The organism is Pseudomonas sp. PS02303, assembly GCF_029959925.1.
Lineage (GTDB): Bacteria > Pseudomonadota > Gammaproteobacteria > Pseudomonadales > Pseudomonadaceae > Aquipseudomonas > Aquipseudomonas mandelii.
In genome coordinates this window covers 23,875-43,198 of the sequence record NZ_JASCOM010000034.1, presented here as the reverse complement: position 1 = coordinate 43,198, position 19,324 = coordinate 23,875, and the positions used below count along the sequence as shown (strand labels likewise).

The window sequence follows — 19,324 nt, the reverse complement described above, 5'->3', positions numbered from 1 at the left end:
GAAGCAGCATTTTAAGTAATGCGGCTCTGCGTTCAGGTGAATAGTACGGCACGACCAGTCTCTTTCCGCCCCCGATATGCTTTTTTAGGAAAAATCGGAGAGGCGACAACTATCCTGACACCGGGGGCAATGCTGCACGCTGAACTTAGCGAAAAATGGATTACCCAAGCGCGCCAACAGCATCCAACCATTCGTGGAGCTGTTTTGAACACACCAGCTCATTCGTCGTGGGATTTATAATTGTTATTTGGTTGGATGGACTGGCGGACTCAGAGAAGGCTGATCAGCCTCCACAGTGCGACACAGAGGCTTATTCATCCCATCGGTCAGGGCAACCAGGCGAGGGGCCTTCTCCCCCTCCATGACACTCCACAGGCAGCCTCGACGATCCTGCAAGATTGCTCCCTTGCCAATGGGAAGGGAAATACGCTCAAGGCGATCTAGCATCGCCGCTTCAGGTATTGGCTCTCGTGCCGGGTCCTGAGGAACTGGTGTCTGGCCCGCAATTGCAAATAGCGGCAACAGCGAAAGCATCGCGATTGGTAAAGTTTTCAAATGGCTGTCCCCATTAGGCTATTGAGCACCAGGCCCAGTCGTTTTGTGTTTCGCCTTTCATCTTGAGCTGGACCAGCATCGTCTTAGTCGAGGTTACCCACGCCAATGCTTCTTCGCGCAGGCGCAGTTTTGTCGCGCTTGGCCTCCAGTAAATCTCGTCAATACCCAACACAATCTTGGTGGCCACTGAAGCGACAAAGTCCTCCGGAAAGTGCGTCGGACTCTGGGATGCTGCCACGAGCATCACGCCAAACTTTCGCGCCTCTTTTGCGATGGTGTTGATTGGATTGTCTGGATCATCGTCGGCGTAGATATGCGCCTCGTCCAAGATGATTACGTCCTGAATATGGTCCTGAGGGCCTCGCTCCACCGCGGCCATGAATAACTCCTCGAGCTTGAAGAGTACGAACAACTTTCGTTCCTCCATTGACAGCGCGTGGATGTTGTAACGCCAGATGGGGTTACTCATTTCGAACGGCGGAGGAGTCGGTTTGAAAATGCCGATCGCATCGAGATTCTGCAGGCGGTCGACAACAGACTTCAGCACGTCAGTGCTGTCGTACTTCATCAGAGAGTTCAGCTCTCGGCCCGTGGTGATGGATTCCACGTAAGTCGCGAAGGCGTCGATTGCTTTCTTTTTGGCCTTGTCCAGCTCCAGCTTGCCAGCCTCGTCCTCAAAGTTCGCCTCACCTTTGCGAAGAGCTTGAATCGCCTTTTTGCGGTAGGACTGTGCTGATCTGTTGGCGAGTTCAAGATAGGTGACCGCGTCGGCCCCCGATCCCAGGAAGGACTGCTGCAGGATATTCTGAGCCATTCTCAGAGCATCTTTGATCGACGGGTTTGTTCTGGCCATGAGCTTTGGAGGCCAACGGGTCACAGCTCCTTCGTACTGGTCCTGATTGATGTACCAGGAGTAGAGAGGCCCACCACTCCAACGTGCGCCCAAGGCCTTTGCCTCGTCTTTTTCGGCCTTTGGTACATCAATGAACAGCCGCTCCTCATGACCATCACTCATCAGCACCGCGGTCTCATCCTGGACATACCAAGTCGACGGATCATCTTGCTTGAATCCGTACTGGGCGTAGACGTCGGTCAAAATATTACGCAAGCAGGCCTCCTGTTTTGGCCCCATCGTGCGCATGGTCCGATTCATGGTGGCCATGAAAGACTGGATTCGTTTTCTGACGCCGCCAAAATGCGGGTCGGGGTTGACCTTCAGAGGATTGAACCCCCAACACGTCTGCTCGGAGAACCGGACCTCGGAAGCACCAGGTATCTCCAGATCACCATGCACATCAAAAAGGTGAACGCGCGGGATCTGGTGCCCCGCAGATCTAAGCAACTGAGCGATCATTTTTCGAAGCGTGAAGGTTTTACCCGAGCCGGACATACCCACAATAAGCGTATGGCCATTGACTAGCTTTAAACTGTCCCAAATCACAGGGACGGTTTTGCCTAATTTCAGTTGCTGGGCGTCGAGGCCGAATCGAATCTGCATCTACGAATTGCCTTATCCACTTTTTGCCTGGCGACGCCAGGCTATTGATGGACGCAACTGTAAACACCCGGCAGGGCCGTAGGGGGCGGGTTTGTACCCGTTCATGGGGCAAACTGATAGCTGGGTGGCGGGTGAGCCAGCGTACCCAGCCCCCCCGCCATAACCATACAAAATAATCTTTCTTGAGGCTCAAGCAGCCGAGACGAGACGCAGTCCATGTTGCCGCTGACCGAAAACTGACCCAGTAGAGGCTGTTCTGCCGACTGAAAACTGACCCAGGTGTTCAACTGCTTCTGCTCAATTTTTGAGCAGGAGAACACAGGGTGATCAGTATGGAAATGATGGGCAAAATTCGCCGGATGTATTTCCGCGACAAGCTGTCGCTGCATGAGATAGCCAAGCGCACCGGGTTGGCGCGCAACACGATTCGCAAGTGGGTCAGAGCACCTGAGGCCAAGCCGCCGGTCTACCAACGCCGCGCGATCTTCAACAAACTCAGCCCTTTTCACGCCACGCTGGAGCAGGCGCTAAAAGCCGATTCGCTGCGGCCCAAGCAACAGCGGCGCAGTGCCAAGGCGCTGTTGGCGCAAATCAAAGCCGAAGGTTATGACGGTGGCTACAGCCAGCTCACCGCGTTTATCCGTGCCTGGCGAGGGGGACAGGGCAAGGCGTCGCAGGCCTTTGTGCCGCTGACCTTTGCTCTTGGCGAGGCGTTTCAGTTTGACTGGAGCGAGGAAGGCTTGCTGGTCGGCGGCATTTACCGGCGTATGCAGGTGGCACATCTGAAGCTGTGTGCCAGCCGTGCGTTCTGGCTTGTGGCGTATCCGAGCCAGGGCCATGAGATGTTATTTGACGCCCATACACGCTCGTTCGGCTCCTTGGGCGGCGTGCCGCGCCGGGGCATCTACGACAACATGAAGACCGCCGTCGACAAGGTCAATAAGGGCAAAGGCCGGGCGGTGAATGCGCGCTTTGCGGTGATGTGCGCGCATTACCTGTTCGATCCGGACTTCTGCAACGTCGCCGCTGGTTGGGAAAAGGGCATCGTTGAAAAGAACGTGCAAGACAGCCGCAGGCGTATCTGGCTAGACGCCCAGGACTGCCAGTTTCACTCCTTCGAGGAACTCAATGCCTGGCTGGGCCAGCGCTGCCGCGCGCTTTGGAACGAGCTGACGCACCCTCAATACAGCGGGCTGAGTGTGGCCGAAGTGCTGGAGTTGGAGCGCGCTGAACTGATGCCTGTGCCAGCGCCATTCGACGGTTACGTCGAGCGGCCTGCGCGGGTCTCCAGCACCTGCCTGGTCAGCGTCGGGCGCAACCGCTACTCGGTGCCGTGTGAGTATGCGGGTAAGTGGGTCAGCAGCCGTTTGTATCCGACGCGAATCGAGGTGGTGGCTGACGACGCGCTGATCGCCAGCCATGTCCGCTTGCTGGATCGCGACCAGGTCAGCTATGACTGGCAGCACTACCTCCCGCTGATCGAACGCAAGCCCGGTGCGCTGCGCAACGGCGCGCCCTTTGCTGATCTGCCGGCGCCGCTGCGTCAGCTTAAGCACGGTCTGGGGCGTCATGCCGGCGGTGACCGGATCATGGCGCAAGTTCTGGCTGCCGTACCGGTCGCCGGGCTCGATGCGGTGCTGGTGGCTGTTGAGCTGGTACTGGAAAGCGGCAGCCTGAGCGCCGAACACATCCTCAATGTCGTGGCGCGCCTGGCCGCGACCGAACCACCACCCAGCGTCGAAACCCACTTGTCGCTCAAGGAAGCCCCCGTCGCTAACACGGCGCGCTACGACCGCCTGCGTGGCCAGACCGAGGAGATCGGTCATGCGTGATTTGATGGCGGAACTCAAGGAGCTGCGCCTGCACGGCATGGCCACGGCCTGGGCGGAGTTGACTGCGCAGGGTGAGTCGAACACAGCCTCGTCCAAGTGGCTGCTCGAACACCTGCTGGAACAAGAGCACACAGATCGCGCCATGCGCTCGGTGAGCCACCAGATGAACATGGCCAAGCTGCCGATGCACCGCGACCTGGCCGGCTTCGACTTCAGCGCCTCCAGCGCAGACGCTCGTTTGATCAGCGAACTGGCCAGTCTGGCCTTTACCGACACCGCGCAGAACGTGGTGCTGATCGGTGGGCCTGGCACCGGTAAAACCCACCTGGCCACTGCGCTGGCCGTGTCCGGCATCACCCGGCACGGCAAGCGCGTGCGCTTCTACTCCACGGTCGATCTGGTCAATCTGCTGGAGCGCGAAAAGCACGACGGCAAAGCCGGGCGGATCGCCCAAGCTCTGCTGCGCATGGATCTGGTCATCCTCGACGAACTGGGTTATCTGCCCTTCAGCCAGGCCGGCGGTGCGTTGCTGTTTCACCTGCTATCCAAGCTGTACGAACACACCAGCGTGGTGATCACCACCAACCTGAGCTTCGCCGAATGGTCGAGCGTGTTCGGCGACGCCAAGATGACCACCGCCCTGCTGGATCGGCTGACCCACCACTGCCACATCGTCGAAACCGGTAACGAGTCCTATCGCCTGCAACACAGTAGCTTGGCGGCCCAGGCCAAGATCAAATCACGGGAGCGAAAGCGTAAGGGCGGCCAGGAACCGGAGGACGATGAGCCGTTCTGATTTCATGGCGACGACGGCCTGCTACATGGCTGCGTGTGGCAGGTCTTAAACAACTGAACTGGGCTAGCGAAGGAGTGGGGGCAACAGCAGCTGCGCTGGTAGACTTATCCACAGTTGCTGGTAACAAAATCAGCAATCCGCCCTGGGTCAAATTTCAATCGGCAGGGTGGGTCAATTTTCCATCAGCGCCAACACGCAGTCCACGCTGCATGTGGGCCAGGCGCACCTGAGACTGCGCCAGGGGCTCACCCGACGTCGATGACAGCCTGACCGCATCAACAAGCCCAGCACCGGTTACTCGCTTCATGTCGTCCGATGCCTTCATAAGCGCAACAGCGCAGGCACGCATCAGATCGGCGAGCGCTGCCTCGGAAAGCTCGCAATGGGGGCCGAGAAAGGAACCCTCTTCATCGACTACGTCAACGCAGAGCAAATCGCCAACCCGGGTCAGCCAGGATGAGTGAACCGCCATAGCCGCAAAGGGGTGCACGTAAAGACAACCGGCACTGATCCGATGAAGCACACGGCAATCCGCCTCATCCAGAGCTTCAACGAAAAGACCTTGAAGTTCATCAGTAGATACTGCCATCACCTCCATGGACAGCGAAGCCGACAATGCAGACATGTGAGGAGCAAGGTTCAAAAATGGCGTCATCGTTAAAGTTCCTGAAATGTTTGAGCCCAAGATACTCATAACCCCAAAACTGCAACCTTGGGATCGTGCCTCGCAGTTCAAAAAATGGAGTTCCACAGTTGGATGGCGGCCGCGACAGTGAAGGCCCAGGACCTGATGGCCCGGCACGAGCAGCACCCGAGCAAATAGCTGTCTGCCAGAATCAAATGCTTACTCAGGGATTTCCTGACTGGCATCGATGAGGGCAGCCGCAAGCAGAGAAACTTCCTCCCTGTTTAGGACGGCCAGATCACCCTCCACTCCCATCCGCAGGTGCACCGCATTATCGACCACATCGACCTTAACGACGGTGTTGGTGGCCGCCCCATGCTTACCGGTCGCCTCAACCGACACAGGTCCGCTCAACCGTCTACGCGAACGAACAATTGACTCTTCTGCCCCAAGAGCCGTCGGCATGAGGAGGTATTGCTTGGTCGCCTCCGGGAGCGATCCAAAGGCGAGCTCATTGACGCCGAATCGCTGCCGCATCTGCCACCCTTGCACATGCGCCCGGTGCTCAATAAACGTTTCATCGGTGGCCATACCTGGCAACCCGACCAAGTCCCTCACCGGCAACCATAGGCCTTTCGTGAGATCAAGCCGATATACCACTTGGGGCTCGCGGTTCTCTGGTCCCTTTGCACGAGTCCTCGCCTTTGGAATTGGCCGCCCCAAGACATCATATCGTTCAGGCCAAAGCTGCTCGGGCCTAACCCCTAGGCATCTGGCTACCAGATGCTGCAGCTTATCCAGTCGGGAGGAGCCCAAGGTATCCAGAGCAGAACGCCTGATACCAAGATGCGTGGTAAGGCTAACCAGAACAAACCCGCGATTGCGCAGGGCGGCCTTAATCCAGGTCAACCGCGCAGGCTCCGCCATTGGCAAGCCGTCCAGATCGATTGGACTTCCCGAATGTTGTTCCATGAGATCGGTAAAGAGTTGTCGCGCAGGAACCGCGACCGGGAGGCCAAACAGCTCCGGCAACGTAGCCTCAATCTTCTCTTGGAGCTCATCACTCCAGACAACATCGTAGCGCTCCGGGAAAAGGGTTCCTTCGCTGACTCCGAGCGCTTTGGCAATTTCGGTTTGCGCCGCTGGATAGTTACGATTTCCAGCCGAAGCGATGCCGGTCACACCTGAGGACTTGGAAAGTGAGGAGAGGGAAATTCCCTTCGCCAACAGCGCTACCTTGATTGCATGCCAACGAATAGCCAGTGGGAAATCAGGGTATTTTTCTTTAGTTGTCATACCAAACACCTCGCGTATTTGGTATGACCCTCTCATGGACTTCTCAATGTGCAAGACCGGGCTCCACTATGGTGAAATCGCCCTCCATTGCTCTCCCTGCTGGCGGCTCGGCAGCGCATTTTATGATTAATAACAGGCTCCACGGCAAGAAATCTTTTGCCTGTCATCTCATTGTTTAGGGAAGTCTCGGAAAGCACTAAATGAAATTAGTCTAACCCATGATCAAACGTGAGTTATCCAGTCTCAAACCTTTGTATGAGTGGGTGAGCCGGAGTGAATTTGAGGCCAGCACTCTTGCAATCTAAAGTGATCTGATACGGGCCGTGGCATAACCATGGCAAAGTGCAATTAAAGAATCAGGTAAAGGCCACCATTACTATGATGACTGACATGCCTCCACCTACTACTCGAATTAATCCGCCGCCGGGGTGCCTTCTGGCTGCCTGTAGAACCGCGGACTAAAGCGGTAAGCCGAATACCCAGTGATAAGAAAAACTTATAAACCTATCTCTTACGCTTACGCCCAAGATCGTCACTTAATAGTGCCAATTAAAGGCGCCCGAACACCAACTCTAAAAACCCTATCAAGCCTGCTCCGAAATAGCTGCAAACCAAAGATTTAGTCATATATATAAATAAAAGATTAACCTTTAACTTTCTTTCGGCGCCAAGACACCAGCCCAATCAACGCGCATATCATCGAAAGCACGCTAGCCACACTACCATACACAAACTTGCCCTGCGTTAGCGACGTTACAGCGTCGACTGCTGCAATGGCCGACATCAAATACATTACAGCTGGTGACGGAATCATTCGGTAATAGTTACTATGCTTCTTATTGTCCGCCCTTGCCTCCAGAAGAACTTTCCTCGCCGGACCAATTAGTTCACGCAGATTTTCCAAGCTGCGTTGACCATCCGCCACCACATTGTTCGGCAAATGGTAAAGAGCGTCTGATATTGCCTCGACGAACGCTGGATCACTGCCGGCGGCACCGCGAATTCTAGCCAATCCTTCGTGCAACAGATGGGCAGCTTCTGCACGCAGAAACAACCGCTCCTCGCCGTTCGTGAAGGCATTATCATATACAGGGAAGTGGTGAATTTTGGCCGCACCATCGCCCCCCCATTTCCGGAGGCACTGCTCGACCTGCAATTCATTCGCCCCTGGCTGGCGAACAAAATATCCACTCGTTCTAGATGACGAACTCAACTCCTCAATTAAAGATTGGCTGCTTCGGCTTCCGTCAAGCACTGCACTTACGCAATTTTCGTCAATCACGACGACATTAATGCCAACTTCATTGAGTTCATTGAAAAGCGATCGAATTGACACGGCATTGCTCCAGGAGACTTTCGTAAAGAATCACAGATCGCCACTTTCTCTGTGCCAGCTATTCGCCCCTGCAATCGGTGCAAATACTGTCGGCAAGACCGGCACCGGCTCTTTGCGTGAAAGACCCAAGAGGCCGGGCTTGCATATTTCGCAAGCGCGAGAGGATGGAGTCTGAATTCTCTCAGGTACTACGCTATGTCCGTCTCAACTACACCGTGGAAGTACGCATTCCATTCCGGCATGTCCTCATCAGCTGACCTGAGGGCCGCTACTGATCTTGGCTTGCCCGTTGGCGTGGTCGCGACATTACTCACCACTCGCCAGATTTTCCTTACGCTGCCAAAACACCTGGACGCCGGCGGCAAACTGTTCGTTGACTCAGGTGCTTTCAGCGCCTTCCAGAAGCGCACCATCATGGACTGGGAAAAGGTTTTTCAAACCTACGAGACGCTCATTGATCAGACCACTCAACCCGGGAATCTTTCGATCGTTGCGCCCGACGTGGTTGGGGACCAGGTTTCCACCCTTGAACTATGGGCTGAATATGCCCTGCGCGTGAAGAGCTGGGTTGAGGCGGGAGCACGGGTTATCGTCCCACTGCAGGTTGGCCGCCTGAGTGCCGGCGATCTACTTGAGGAGGCGTTTAAGCTCTTCGGCACCCGCAAGGTTTGTGCGGGGGTACCGTCTAACCTTGCAGCGATGACTGCGAACGACGTTGCTACGATCAGGCATGATGACTTCCACATCTTGGGCCGGGTCGTGCTCACCGTTGAACTAGCAGAAAAGGTGCTCGCGATCCTTATATCAAATCCAGATGCACAACTGACTGCCGACGCTAACTGGCTCCGCGCAAGAACCGCGCGCATCTCCAGCCTCGCTCGTGATCTCCCCCGCTCCAATATGCCCTTTGACTGCCGCCGATCGAGAGCGATTAAGGAGTTGCTGGTGGCGGATGGGTACCACCTCCAAGCCCCTCAAATTGAACGCGCCTTTCGAGTGCCGACCGCCTGTTGAGTGGCCTCCCGCTTGAACACTGCCCCCGTTAGAGAAAGCCGGCGCTTAGCGCCGGCTTTCTGATTCTCGGATCATCATCGGTCGCGGCCGCTATCTCAGGCAGCTGGTCGGCCGTCGGCTATAGTCCGCCCAGGCGGCGGACCAGCCGTCCTGATGATTCGCATGGACTGTGGCTATTTCAACGCACTGCGTGCTGCCCAACGATGACAGGTACGCCGAGGACACCGCCCGAGGAACCACACTGTCCAGGTCCCCAACCAAATGGCGCTGAGGAATCGTCTTGAGCTTGTCGGCGTAGTTCACGGGGTCAAGCGATCCACTGAGCTGAGTTAGCCCCTGCAGCTGCGTCCAAGCCGTTACGGCTATATTGCCAGCGAGCGTTTGCACCGAAACTACGTCATCCCTCTGCGCAGCCAAAAGCAGGGCTACTGCGCCTCCACCTGAGTAACCCACCAACTCGATACGCGTCCCCGTATACCGCAATTTTATAGCGTCCAGCGCCGACGACATGGATGCGATGACCTGGGGGCTGAAACGCTGATCGGTCCACGCCTTGGGATTGCAATGCTCGTTCGAAACAAACTGGCAGGGCCTGGCCAGGTACACAGCTCCGCCAGGATCGTTAGCAGCGAGATTTGCTACAAGGTTTTCATGGGGAGTTGGATCGGTGCTGGCTTGTCTTGCCGTAGCCCAAGCGTGGCCATCGCCCTCGACGTACACCCTCAACACCTCGCCTTTCACTGATTTGGGCAGTACCGACTGGACTGGGTAGAATCCCCCGGTATAAATCATGGCTGTGCGGCCGGCAGCATGGGCATCACCTACGAGGCGAGCGGTGTAATTTACACAACCAGTGCCCAGGGCCGCTCCTACCATTACGAGGCTGATCTGCGCATACAGTCGGAGCTCAGTGACAGGCATCGAGGTTCTCAATTTTGCTATTCGGAGCTTCATGGTATCCGAAGGTTTTGGTATGCAAGTACTCGGCGCCCACACCGACAATTACCCCATAATCAGGTACGTATTCCCACGATGGGAACGGTGAAAGCATTACAATTCAATTAGTTGATAATTTTGTGCGCCACGCGACCCACGCCTTACGAGCGTAGCTTGAATTGCCTTATCGCTTGGCTTTCTCATCCAAAATGTCGCCGCCTCGGCGCCGCCGAATTCCCGGTGAATTACAGCCTCAACTCGATGGGTCATACCGGCATTCTTGTAAAGGCGGTCAAATCGTTGCACCCGTGCGCTCGTCGAACTTAAGGCCGCGCATGGATCGATCGAGCCGATCGGTACCTGTTGGGCAGTGTTAACCAACAACTGGCTTCGAAACTCACCAGAAGAGTCTTCTGAATCAAGGCGAATACGCAGCAATTGGTAGGTCCAGCGTTGAGCGCGGTCGAACGCCGATCTTACTGGATGAGCTGACAAGCACCTCCCGAGAATTGAAATCCAAAACGTCGGTCCCGTTCCTGAACCCGTTTGAACCGGGGTGACATTACTGAGGTCTGGCATGGCAGCATCCTGCTTGGCGATGTGCTCCATATTGATGAATCAAGCTGTCAGTGATCCGTCAATTTGCCCCATTCGCCGGGGCATACATGAACAACGCATTACCTTAAATTGACCGCCTACCCAGCTACTCGATCGGTGCTGGTGCATTCTCCCTGGCCAGCAGTGCCGCGATGACGATCAGGTAAATGCCAGTCCCCATCAGCACAACAACGGCCGAGGTAACGGCCAGTAGGTGCAGGCCAATCAGCGAATCTAAGTGGCCGATCATCGCGTACGTACCCAGGAAAATTGCATAGGCCAGAACCGCCATTAACACCAGTTGTAGGACTACCAGGACTTTAGTACCGGCAAGACTGTGAGCCAGATATAGACCGCACATGATGACCAAAGCAGACACCAGGTACTCAAGGAAGCCTGCCGCTACATACGTCACGCCATCGAGGCCCGAACGGATCGCAAAGAGCTGAATCAGGATGTAGAACGCGGAACAGATGATGATCGGTTTGATGAACTTCATGGGTCAGACCCTCGACTCGCCTTAGACAGCAGAAAGGGTCGCTTATGTGGGCGGGGAAAGGGCGTTGATCAGCCCCAAAGCGTGGGCGCAATGCGAGGCTATTATCGGCTCCCTGGATAGGAGCGACGGGGCTACGACTCGCTGGAGAAAGCTGCTGCGGAGGCTGCACCTATCAACATCATTTCCATGTTCAATTCCTCCAACTTTAGGCCAATAGCGCTACACAGAAAATGAACAGACCACCGAGCGCAAAAGCATTAATGAGCCAGAGCGATGCGCTGCCGGTCGGCGTTTCGCTACGACACAGGGAATAAAAGCCAAAGGCTTCGATGGCAACGGTCCCTGCCATGCCTGCGGTTTTAATTCCGAAAGCCGAAAACAACATCCACGCCACAGTACCAACGGCAAATGTGACGATGAGCGCAAACAGTGCAGGTATGTTGAACCCGAAAATCTCGAGGGTTGTGGAGGCCAAAACTCCTGCCACTTTGGCCACGCCACCAAACAACAGTTACGTGAACACAGCGGCTGCTGAGTAATTGCACCGATTTGACCACCCGCTTGCATTCGACCTGACCAGTCACTTGCAACGGATTTGGCCATCGCGCTTCGTGGTCATGACCGGCAAAGAACGACCCCATTGCAGCCGGTCAGCATCGGCAGAAATTGGCGTGAAGCAGCCGTTCAGAGCTGTCTAGAGAAACGTGGGAGACTCGGTGAGTCCACCAGCAGTTTCCTCGACTACGTCCTGAGCCTTATTCGTCGTATGTCATTTTCATCCAAGTCAAACCATTCACCGTTTATTCGCTTGCCGGCAAAAATCGCATGGTAACGGCGCTCAGCTTCATGGCAGTCGTCAAACCAGGCGCACAGCGGGATGGTGTAAACAAAAGGTAGGTGCACGCCGAAGGCTCTCATCCGGGCCGGCACATTGCGAGTACGCCCAACCTTGTAACCGAAAGCAGACTTCAGTACGTAAACGACGCCAGCTTTAGCACCGCTGGTCATCTCGCCGATGACCTCAATCGGGTTGAGGCGCTCCGGCGCAATGCTGCTGGAAGTAGGTCGTTTCGAAACCGTCGGCCTGGTTACCATTGCGGCGCGGTCACGGAGTTCCAAGTTGTCAAAGTGATCCTGCCATAGCTCATGCAGTCCGTAGTCGGCTATTTTCTTAGGGGCGAATCCAAACTCTCCCGCCTTCCAGATTCCACGCCCCTTGGGACTGTCTATCCAGATCTGCGCCGAGGTGGACGTCCAATCGACATGGCGAGTCGCACCAGTGCCACCAGTAATGATGCCAAGCCATCTGAGCATCCCTGTCTGCTGAGTTTCGTCGTAGGCAGCAATAGTGATGCCGTGGCCGAGAGTAGGTGGTGAAGCCTGGCTCGCCAATCCTTCCGGTAAGCTAAACATGGATGGTGGCCGGGCAACTTCGCAATCCAGCTTACAAGCGACTCGCCAATACTTGGCCGGGGTCAACATTCCTTGCTCTCCTATCGTTCAATGCGTCAGTCGTTAGCTCGCAAGTTGTCAGTTGCGTCTTGAGCATAGGTGATAAAAGTTGGATATCGCTGGGAGACTGCACGCTTATAGAATCCTTCTGGCGTCAAAGCTTAACGCTTCCTCATCCAGGTCGTGATCGATGATTGCTGGTCAGCGGCAACTTTCGGGCTGTAGCAGATTGGCGTTCTAACTGCCGCTTGTGGCCGATTTCTGCCAGTACGTCCAGACTGGACGGGTCGACTTCTGCTCCTGTCGGCAGAAAGCGTGCGGGTCAAATCCGTTGCAAGTGACTGGTCAAGTCGAATGCAAGTCGGTGGTCTGGCCGAATGCAAACGGGTGGTCAAATCGAGTGCAACTTCGCAGCTGCCAATACCATAAGGATTTGTGTCATTTCTGCTGGTTCCTGACTAAGTTTCGCGGACGCGTAACTGACGCCCCTCTAAGGCTCTGGCCCCATTTTTCGGCGGGGCAAGGCATGTACTTGAGCGGGCTTCCGATGAGACTGGCCGACAGGCTCAATCGAGCCCATGAAGATCAATCCAGGTAAAGTCGGCGACCCGAGGTTGGAGTCGGTTCTGTTGGCGCTACGTTCACTGAAGGCGCTGGCTGGGCAGTAGGCTGTAATACCAGTGGCGGAGGCGTGTCCACCCGAGCGGTAGGTCGCTGCATTGCCTGCTCGTCCCGCAACCGGGAAAAGTTAACCTCACGTTCAGACAGAGTTGGGGACTTTCGTTCGAAGTGGAACACTGCTATTGCGATGACGACGAATATCCCTACTCCCACCCCGAAAAATGAACCAAGCGCTGTTTTGGCGAGGTCGTCCGCTTCAGTGGGTGCGCGAGTGGCAATCGCACTGAGATCAGTGAAGGACGATACGGGACCACCAGTAGCCTGATATGAGAACTTGATCTGCAATCTGTTCTGGTCGCCGTTCTGAGTGATATCAAGAATCTTGGCGGTACCGCCTGCCAATTTAAGGATTGCTTCCTGAGCAGTCATTGACTCACCAGTGACCATGCCCCCCAGAAGGCCATTGAGCCCCCCATCGGGAACCCGGCACCGCATCTCCCCGCCAATGGTACGAAATCGTCCCGGGCAGACCTTGAGCTCACTTCCAGCCTCATGATTCCATTGATCCCATCGCAGGTTCAGTGTCTTGACCGAAAGAACCTCCTGCTTGGCCGCCCCCGGCGAGGTCGAGCCAACGTCTGCTGCCGCAGTCCCGGCGATACCGCCCAATGAAACGGCCAACAAAGTAACTGCAATCCGCACGAAATTAACAATCCGCACTTTCTATCGCCCCCTCCAACTGAACAGGGCTACCAAATTTCCCTTGCCTGTAAATGAAATCCTTCTCAAAGAGAATTGCGGCCGAGCGACTCAGGAACGGGCCATGCGATTCACTGTCGATCTGGACGTTCCATTGGCAGCGCCAGCGCCTGGTCCACGCCGCGGCTTTTGACTCATCATTGACCAATGCGCGAAGCACCAGGAAGCAGCCGCGCTGAAAGCGGCCCGTAGGAAGGACGCGTGAGACACGCTTCTTGTCGAAGCCCGTTACGGTAAGCCCCGCAAAGTTGACCTCATCGGCAAAACCGGTAACGGTTCCATTGCATATGACAATTCGTCTTTTATGAGACATAAACCCTCTTCTCTGCTCTGTCACTCGTCGGCGACATCATCCAAAAACAGACGTCTGCCAACTGAAGGCTTAACAGCTTCTTCATTTGCTGGGGCCAAAATGACTCGCCCTGGTGTAACCAACTCGGCTGGTTTGATGGGGGCTACATCCGTAACAACGACAGAGCGTCGGCTAGGCTCAGCTTCCCAGGTCGCACTCGACCCCTCGAACATCCCGATCGAGCCGAACAGTCCTAACCCCAAGGCAAGCACCAGAAGAACGCCCCACCCCGTAACTATCCAACCAATGAGTACCACTACAGCTGCGATGACAATGATCTGTTTTGCGCTGCTCATCCAAGAACTCCAATGCCCAACCAGCCATGAATCCGAATACATTGCCCCGGAACTCCAGACCTACCCAGCGAGCCAGCCACAAGTTGCACTAGCTCGGCTTGGTAGCGGTCTGGGATTTGTCGAGCGACTAGCTGGAGACGTACTGTGCCTGAGCACTTTCACTCTGAAAGTCGTACTCTGGTTTCTTCTCGACCTCCTGCAGCTCGAGGCCTTCCGGGCGCAGACGCTGCTCCAGCGTTTCGCAGGTCTTGCCGTGGAACCCTTGGAAGTCGCCATTGATACGGCCGCCCTTGATCGTGATAACGACTTTCTTCACCACACAACCTCCTCAGCAACAACCTCGAGCGTGCCATCGGCCTGAGTCATCACCGTCACGTTATAGTTTTCAGCTTTGAGTTGTTTCTCGTAGTGGTACGCCAGATAGCGATCGACGATCTTGTTGCTGGTCTGGGCAGTCCAAGCCCCATAGGACCCGTAGTCTTCCTGGTACTGGTTGAAAACGCCGCCCTCAAGGCGAAACCCGATCCGGCGCTGGTTGTCTTGGGCGTCTACCAGGACCAGGGAGCAGCGCTCATCTGTGTACCCAACGCCCACTCGATACAGCTTTTCGTTCTCGCGAACTTCCCCAAGCCCTGAAAGTGCTTTTACCAGCACATCCAGGTCCGTGTAGGACACCGAGACCTGTCCTTTAACGATATGACTCATTGGCATTTTCTCCTTGTTAGTCAACGTTGAGCTGCCGGCCCATCGTCGAGCCAGGAACTGCGTCGTAGGTGTTGGCGGGATAAAAACCTTGCTCCCCCAGGCGCCGGATGCTGTCGATGTCGGCCTTGCGCGTGACGCTTGTAGGCGTGATATCACCCAATGCTGCCAGCAAAATTTCCTGGCTCAGCGCAGTATCCCTGGCATTTGCGATGTACAAGGCATCAACCACTGCCTGTTCAATTTCAGCCCCGGTGTAGCCATCACTCCCCTCAATCAACGCCGGCAAATTGAATTTGGCAGGGTTGGCCTTGGCCTTGTTGATATGGATTTGAAAGATCGAGGAGCGCTCCTCGATGCTGGGCAAGTCGATGAAAAAACACCGATCCCATCGCCCTGCTCGCATCAGTTCAGGTGGAAGCTGACTCACCCGGTTGGCAGACGCCACGATGAAAATTTTGCCCTTTCGTTCTTGGAGCCAGTACAGGAAGGTGCCAAGAAGACGCTTCGAAACTTCATGCTCCCCTTCAGAGCTGCCGAAGAACTTTTCGATCTCATCGATCAGTACGACAACCGGCGCGATCTGCTCAACGGTCTGCAGCGCACGTGTGAACTTGGCTTCAGTCTCACCGAGGTATTTCGAGTAGAAGCGGCCCATGTCCAGGCGGACCAATGTCGTTCCGAATACACCCGCAGCAGCCTTGGCCATAAGCGTCTTCCCGCCGCCTGGCACACCGGCCAGCAGCAGCCCTTTGACCGAAAGATTCTTTTCCCAACCAGCCTTGCGGATGTTCAGAAATTCCTTAAGCGGTCCCAATCCGCCTACCGTCTCGATGGCCACGGGTTCGAGAACATCCAGCCCCACATCTCGCAAAATGTGATTTTTCTCGCGCCGAATTTCGCCGAGATACTCATGCCCTTTTGCTTTCAGGTACGCAGAGTAGATGAACACGTTACGCATCTGACTGTGAGACAGGCCCATCGCGTGGTTTGCGATGACTGCGCGCTCAGGCCCGCTGAAGATCGTAGGCGTCTTTTCCGCGCGACCGGCAAGGCTTTCGCTCGAAAACTGAACGTCGCGCTCAGCACTCAGAAGTACGTCAATTACCTCCTGTTGATCCATCGGGGGGAGGTCGATGTGGTAGACAAACTCCTCCGATAGCGTATCTCTGCCGGCGATCACGTAAGTCACACCCAGCTCCTCAATCACGGCTAACGACGCTTTCAGGCTCGGTAGGTTTTCAGGATTGGATTTATTGCGATCAAAAAAATACTGGTCAAAAATCACCGTGCCTCGGCTGCCTTTCTCAGCCTTCCCGGCCAGGGTTTTAATGTAATCGGGTGAGGGCACCTGCTTGAAAGGCATGGTTTCAAAACTCTTTTTTCGCTCCTTCGCCGCCGCTCCTACGACTTGAATAGCGCGGGTCATCTCAAACGTATTGATGGCCACCACGGGAAAAGCCAGCATTAGCGGGATGCTGATGCGATCGTTGTTGGTGTCAGGTGCAGACATCAATCTCATCTCCTGATGAAAAATCTATGGTTTCAGTGTTTCACGAGGCCACAGTCAACTGGGGCTTCATCTGAGCCGGAAACTGGGGCAAACCCCGCTTGCACTGGGAGGGTTAGCCCCACCAGGTGCCCTGCCCGAGAAGGCTTATCAAGCATGCCACCCAGTTCAGAAATGCAAGCTTGTCGGAAAATGCAGACGACTGAAGGCCATCAGGAATTGTGATGTTGGAGTAGGAGGTCGTTGGCCATCATGTTGCCCGAAGGTATGCTAAAGCTGGGCTATGAACGCCTACCTTGACAGACTGCCGCGCAGTTTTATCGAGCAACTGGCCATGTATGCCAAGACTAGGAATTGCAGAGTGATCCATCGAGCTCGCCCCTTTTTTTACCCCATAGTCAGGTATATGGGCTCTGGCTGACCTTCAGGACGAACCTGTGCCCAGAAAATTAGCTTTGTCACGCCCCCTCATGTTAAAGGGGGCCTTGGCCAGTACCCATGTCAAAAATTCGAAAAATAGGTCTGTCACAGCGTGACGCGATCCGCGAGATGTGCGCACGTTTCCAAACAATTAAGCCTGTCACAAGTGCTTGAGCGTTCCGTGGAGTACAGCCCTCTTCACGCTGGCGCCGCCGCTTTGGCCGTAGCGGCGGCAAAGGGGTTCCAATTGCTGCCCCGTCAGGATGGCTGCTGTGAAGTCTCAAGAGCTTTGAAGCCCTGGATGATGGTGCCTGTCGAGAGTGCCAAGCGTAGAGGGCTTGTGTTGGTCTCTACAAAGTCCAGGTCGCGATAGTAGCTTGCTGCCTTTTCGTCCTTGGCATCGACGAGGATGAAAGCCACGCCAGAATGCTTGGAGATCGCGTACACGCGTCGGAAGAAATCGACCATCAGTCGCTTGCCGACTCCTTTGCCTTGCTGACCTTTGTCAACAGCCAAACGGCTGAGCAGCACTGCCGGCATTGGGTAGCGGGGCATCTTTTTCATCTGCTCCTCGCTGAGGTCGGACTCCACAACGGAGGCGTTGGCTAGCGTGTAGTAGCCTATCAGCTGGCCATCCTCAACAAGCATGAACGTCCTGGAGACGTTGCGCTTTTCGTCTTGGGTGGCCTGCTGTGCGATATAGGTATTAAGAGCAGGGTGAAGACCGCAATCAAAAGCTTTGCGGTCTATCGACTTGTCGTACGGGACAGTGCTGAATTCCATTTCCTAAAGCCTTAGCGCAGTGCGAGCAAGGCCTGGAGTTTGGCGTTTGGCGGAGGGGGATTGTCGAGCATCTCACGAGCGACAGCCGAATTCATAACGGTGAGGCCTTCCAGATCCACCAAGTCAACGACCACGGCTTCTTGTTGGCTGCGCACAATACCGTCCATCAGGGCCTGCATCTGTTGCTGCAACTCCTTGATCTCCTTCTGCATCGCTGCCATGGACGGCTTTTCAACATGCTTGCCCTTTGCCCAGCCTCGAAAGCGTCGGAAAGCCTTCACTCGTACTGCATGAGCAGTCTTGACCTCTTCGTGCTGCGAGGGGTCACCAGAAAATGCGAGCGTCACAAAGCGACCACTGCCGGCCTCCTGAAACAGGGGGTGGCCTTTTGCGGTTGGTTGGGACTTCGATTTATCGGTCATGTGAACACCTCATTTGTGCCAAGACTACCACATAAAGCTTGACATCGCCTTGCTTGAGGATGCTGCTTTTTGCGGGGCAGGCAGGGGGCTTAAGTGCACATTCTTTCCCGTTCCTCCCCCAATCCCGCAAACGACTTTGATTGAATTGAGTAGCCTGTTGGAAGCGTGGAAGCGCCAGTTGTGTCAAACCTAATTATCTTGGGACAAAGCTATTTATTTTGTGACAAACCTAATTATTTAGAGACAGAACCATTCGGTATCTACGAGCTTAATCCCCGATATTTGACTCGAAGACCTGATTTTGGGGTAAAACGCGATCGAGGAGCCCGACTCGCCAGGCTGTCTGGTTTTAAAGAATTAAAACTGTCGCAGAGGAATTGGAACTGTCGCGCAAGCATCCCGGGCGGTGCCTGCAGTGGACCCAACCGCAGCGTCGCGCCTTTCTTCTCGAACGGAATACGCCCTGCACCTGAGCCACGCGTCATGACCGTCGATAGGAATGATCTCACCCTTCTCCTTTACACCTGGTGTTCAGGCGCTCAGGCGCAGTTGATGGATGGGGTAGCTCTGCGACAGTTGCAGTTCGCATCGCCCATACGCTTGAAAATCAGTGATTCCCAATGGATAAGCTAAACTCATGCGCCTGGGCATTGGCCGCTTTCCCTTCGAGGGCTTGCTGACATGAGAAACGAGATATTTCACACGGCTACAATTGGCGGAATTGAGTTTGCTGGCTGGGTTTCATTCAACGGCCCACGCATATCCTCGAATGCAGGTGGTTCTGTAAGCCTTGGCCCTTGCTGCATTCAGCATTTTGTACCGGCCAATGACCACCCGGGTGATAGTCATTACATAGAGGGTTGGTACGTAGTGAAATACACTTCGGAGGTCAAAATTTCACTTCGAGGATTTTCTGAGGCGGATGCACGTCAATTGTCTACCGAATTTGGAATCCCAATGCGGCGCGACTGGTCTGTCCACTCCTCCGATCGCGCAGATTTTTTTGAATCCCATGCATTCGAG

19 protein-coding genes are annotated in these 19,324 nt (G+C 55.2%); 3 read left to right on the top strand and 16 right to left on the bottom strand.

Annotated features, from left to right (window positions below; translation table 11 throughout):
* Window positions 1–568: 568 nt before the first annotated feature.
* Complete coding sequence (locus QMX98_RS11475) at window positions 569–2,053, bottom strand: DUF87 domain-containing protein (RefSeq protein ID WP_200618072.1); 1,485 nt, start codon at window positions 2,051–2,053, stop codon at window positions 569–571.
* 332 nt (window positions 2,054–2,385) lie between these two features.
* On the opposite strand from QMX98_RS11475, the gene istA reads away from it, so the two are divergent.
* Window positions 2,386–3,885, top strand: a complete 1,500-nt coding sequence (gene istA, locus QMX98_RS11470; protein ID WP_024012635.1) for an IS21-like element ISPst3 family transposase — start codon at window positions 2,386–2,388, stop codon at window positions 3,883–3,885.
* Window positions 3,878–4,681 carry an IS21-like element ISPst3 family helper ATPase IstB gene (gene istB, locus QMX98_RS11465; protein WP_010454871.1) on the top strand — a complete coding sequence of 268 codons (804 nt, stop codon included), beginning with the start codon at window positions 3,878–3,880 and terminating at the stop codon, window positions 4,679–4,681. The genes istA and istB overlap by 8 nt, the downstream gene beginning before the upstream one ends.
* A 154-nt stretch (window positions 4,682–4,835) precedes the next feature.
* On the opposite strand, the gene QMX98_RS11460 is transcribed toward istB, so the two are convergent.
* From QMX98_RS11460 to QMX98_RS11450, 3 genes are all read right to left on the bottom strand, one after another.
* A complete protein-coding gene (locus QMX98_RS11460) occupies window positions 4,836–5,336 on the bottom strand; it encodes a hypothetical protein (RefSeq protein ID WP_200618092.1) in 501 nt (166 codons plus the stop codon).
* A gap of 189 nt (window positions 5,337–5,525) precedes the next feature.
* Entirely contained in the window at window positions 5,526–6,602 is a 1,077-nt protein-coding gene (locus tag QMX98_RS11455) for a helix-turn-helix domain-containing protein (protein ID WP_200618093.1), read from the bottom strand.
* Window positions 6,603–7,245: 643 nt separating this feature from the next.
* Entirely contained in the window at window positions 7,246–7,938 is a 693-nt protein-coding gene (locus QMX98_RS11450) for a hypothetical protein (protein WP_200617438.1), read from the bottom strand.
* Window positions 7,939–8,133: 195 nt separating this feature from the next.
* On the opposite strand from QMX98_RS11450, the gene QMX98_RS11445 reads away from it, so the two are divergent.
* Window positions 8,134–8,952, top strand: a complete 819-nt coding sequence (locus QMX98_RS11445; RefSeq protein ID WP_234451897.1) for a hypothetical protein — start codon at window positions 8,134–8,136, stop codon at window positions 8,950–8,952.
* Between the two features lie 1,050 nt (window positions 8,953–10,002).
* Here QMX98_RS11445 and QMX98_RS11440 read toward each other — a convergent pair.
* The 12 genes from QMX98_RS11440 to QMX98_RS11385 all read right to left on the bottom strand — a co-directional run bounded on the left by QMX98_RS11440 (window position 10,003) and on the right by QMX98_RS11385 (window position 18,301).
* Window positions 10,003–10,497 carry a hypothetical protein gene (locus tag QMX98_RS11440; RefSeq protein ID WP_200617436.1) on the bottom strand — a complete coding sequence of 165 codons (495 nt, stop codon included), beginning with the start codon at window positions 10,495–10,497 and terminating at the stop codon, window positions 10,003–10,005.
* A gap of 94 nt (window positions 10,498–10,591) precedes the next feature.
* Window positions 10,592–10,984, bottom strand: a complete 393-nt coding sequence (locus QMX98_RS11435; RefSeq protein WP_200617435.1) for a hypothetical protein — start codon at window positions 10,982–10,984, stop codon at window positions 10,592–10,594.
* Window positions 10,985–11,189: 205 nt separating this feature from the next.
* Window positions 11,190–11,480, bottom strand: coding sequence for a hypothetical protein (locus tag QMX98_RS11430; RefSeq protein ID WP_200617434.1), 291 nt, complete (start codon window positions 11,478–11,480; stop codon window positions 11,190–11,192).
* Window positions 11,481–11,725: 245 nt separating this feature from the next.
* Window positions 11,726–12,466 (bottom strand): GIY-YIG nuclease family protein, encoded by a 741-nt coding sequence (locus QMX98_RS11425; protein ID WP_200617433.1) that lies wholly within the window; start codon window positions 12,464–12,466, stop codon window positions 11,726–11,728.
* Between the two features lie 555 nt (window positions 12,467–13,021).
* Complete coding sequence (locus tag QMX98_RS11420) at window positions 13,022–13,777, bottom strand: hypothetical protein (RefSeq protein ID WP_200617430.1); 756 nt, start codon at window positions 13,775–13,777, stop codon at window positions 13,022–13,024.
* Complete coding sequence (locus QMX98_RS11415; RefSeq protein WP_200617428.1) at window positions 13,764–14,129, bottom strand: hypothetical protein; 366 nt, start codon at window positions 14,127–14,129, stop codon at window positions 13,764–13,766. Before QMX98_RS11415 ends, QMX98_RS11420 begins: the two co-directional genes overlap by 14 nt.
* 20 nt (window positions 14,130–14,149) lie before the next feature.
* Window positions 14,150–14,464: a hypothetical protein gene (locus tag QMX98_RS11410; protein WP_200617426.1), complete on the bottom strand. Its 315-nt coding sequence runs from the start codon at window positions 14,462–14,464 to the stop codon at window positions 14,150–14,152.
* A 127-nt stretch (window positions 14,465–14,591) separates the two neighbouring features.
* A complete protein-coding gene (locus QMX98_RS11405; RefSeq protein WP_200617424.1) occupies window positions 14,592–14,780 on the bottom strand; it encodes a hypothetical protein in 189 nt (62 codons plus the stop codon).
* Entirely contained in the window at window positions 14,777–15,169 is a 393-nt protein-coding gene (locus QMX98_RS11400) for a hypothetical protein (RefSeq protein WP_282410771.1), read from the bottom strand. The genes QMX98_RS11405 and QMX98_RS11400 overlap by 4 nt, the downstream gene beginning before the upstream one ends.
* A 16-nt stretch (window positions 15,170–15,185) precedes the next feature.
* The gene (locus QMX98_RS11395) at window positions 15,186–16,679 is read right to left on the bottom strand and encodes an AAA family ATPase (RefSeq protein WP_200617422.1); all 1,494 of its coding nucleotides are present in this window, start codon (window positions 16,677–16,679) and stop codon (window positions 15,186–15,188) included.
* A gap of 675 nt (window positions 16,680–17,354) precedes the next feature.
* Complete coding sequence (locus QMX98_RS11390) at window positions 17,355–17,879, bottom strand: GNAT family N-acetyltransferase (RefSeq protein ID WP_282410770.1); 525 nt, start codon at window positions 17,877–17,879, stop codon at window positions 17,355–17,357.
* Between the two features lie 11 nt (window positions 17,880–17,890).
* Window positions 17,891–18,301, bottom strand: a complete 411-nt coding sequence (locus QMX98_RS11385) for a hypothetical protein (protein WP_200617416.1) — start codon at window positions 18,299–18,301, stop codon at window positions 17,891–17,893.
* Between the last annotated feature and the right edge of the window lie 1,023 nt (window positions 18,302–19,324).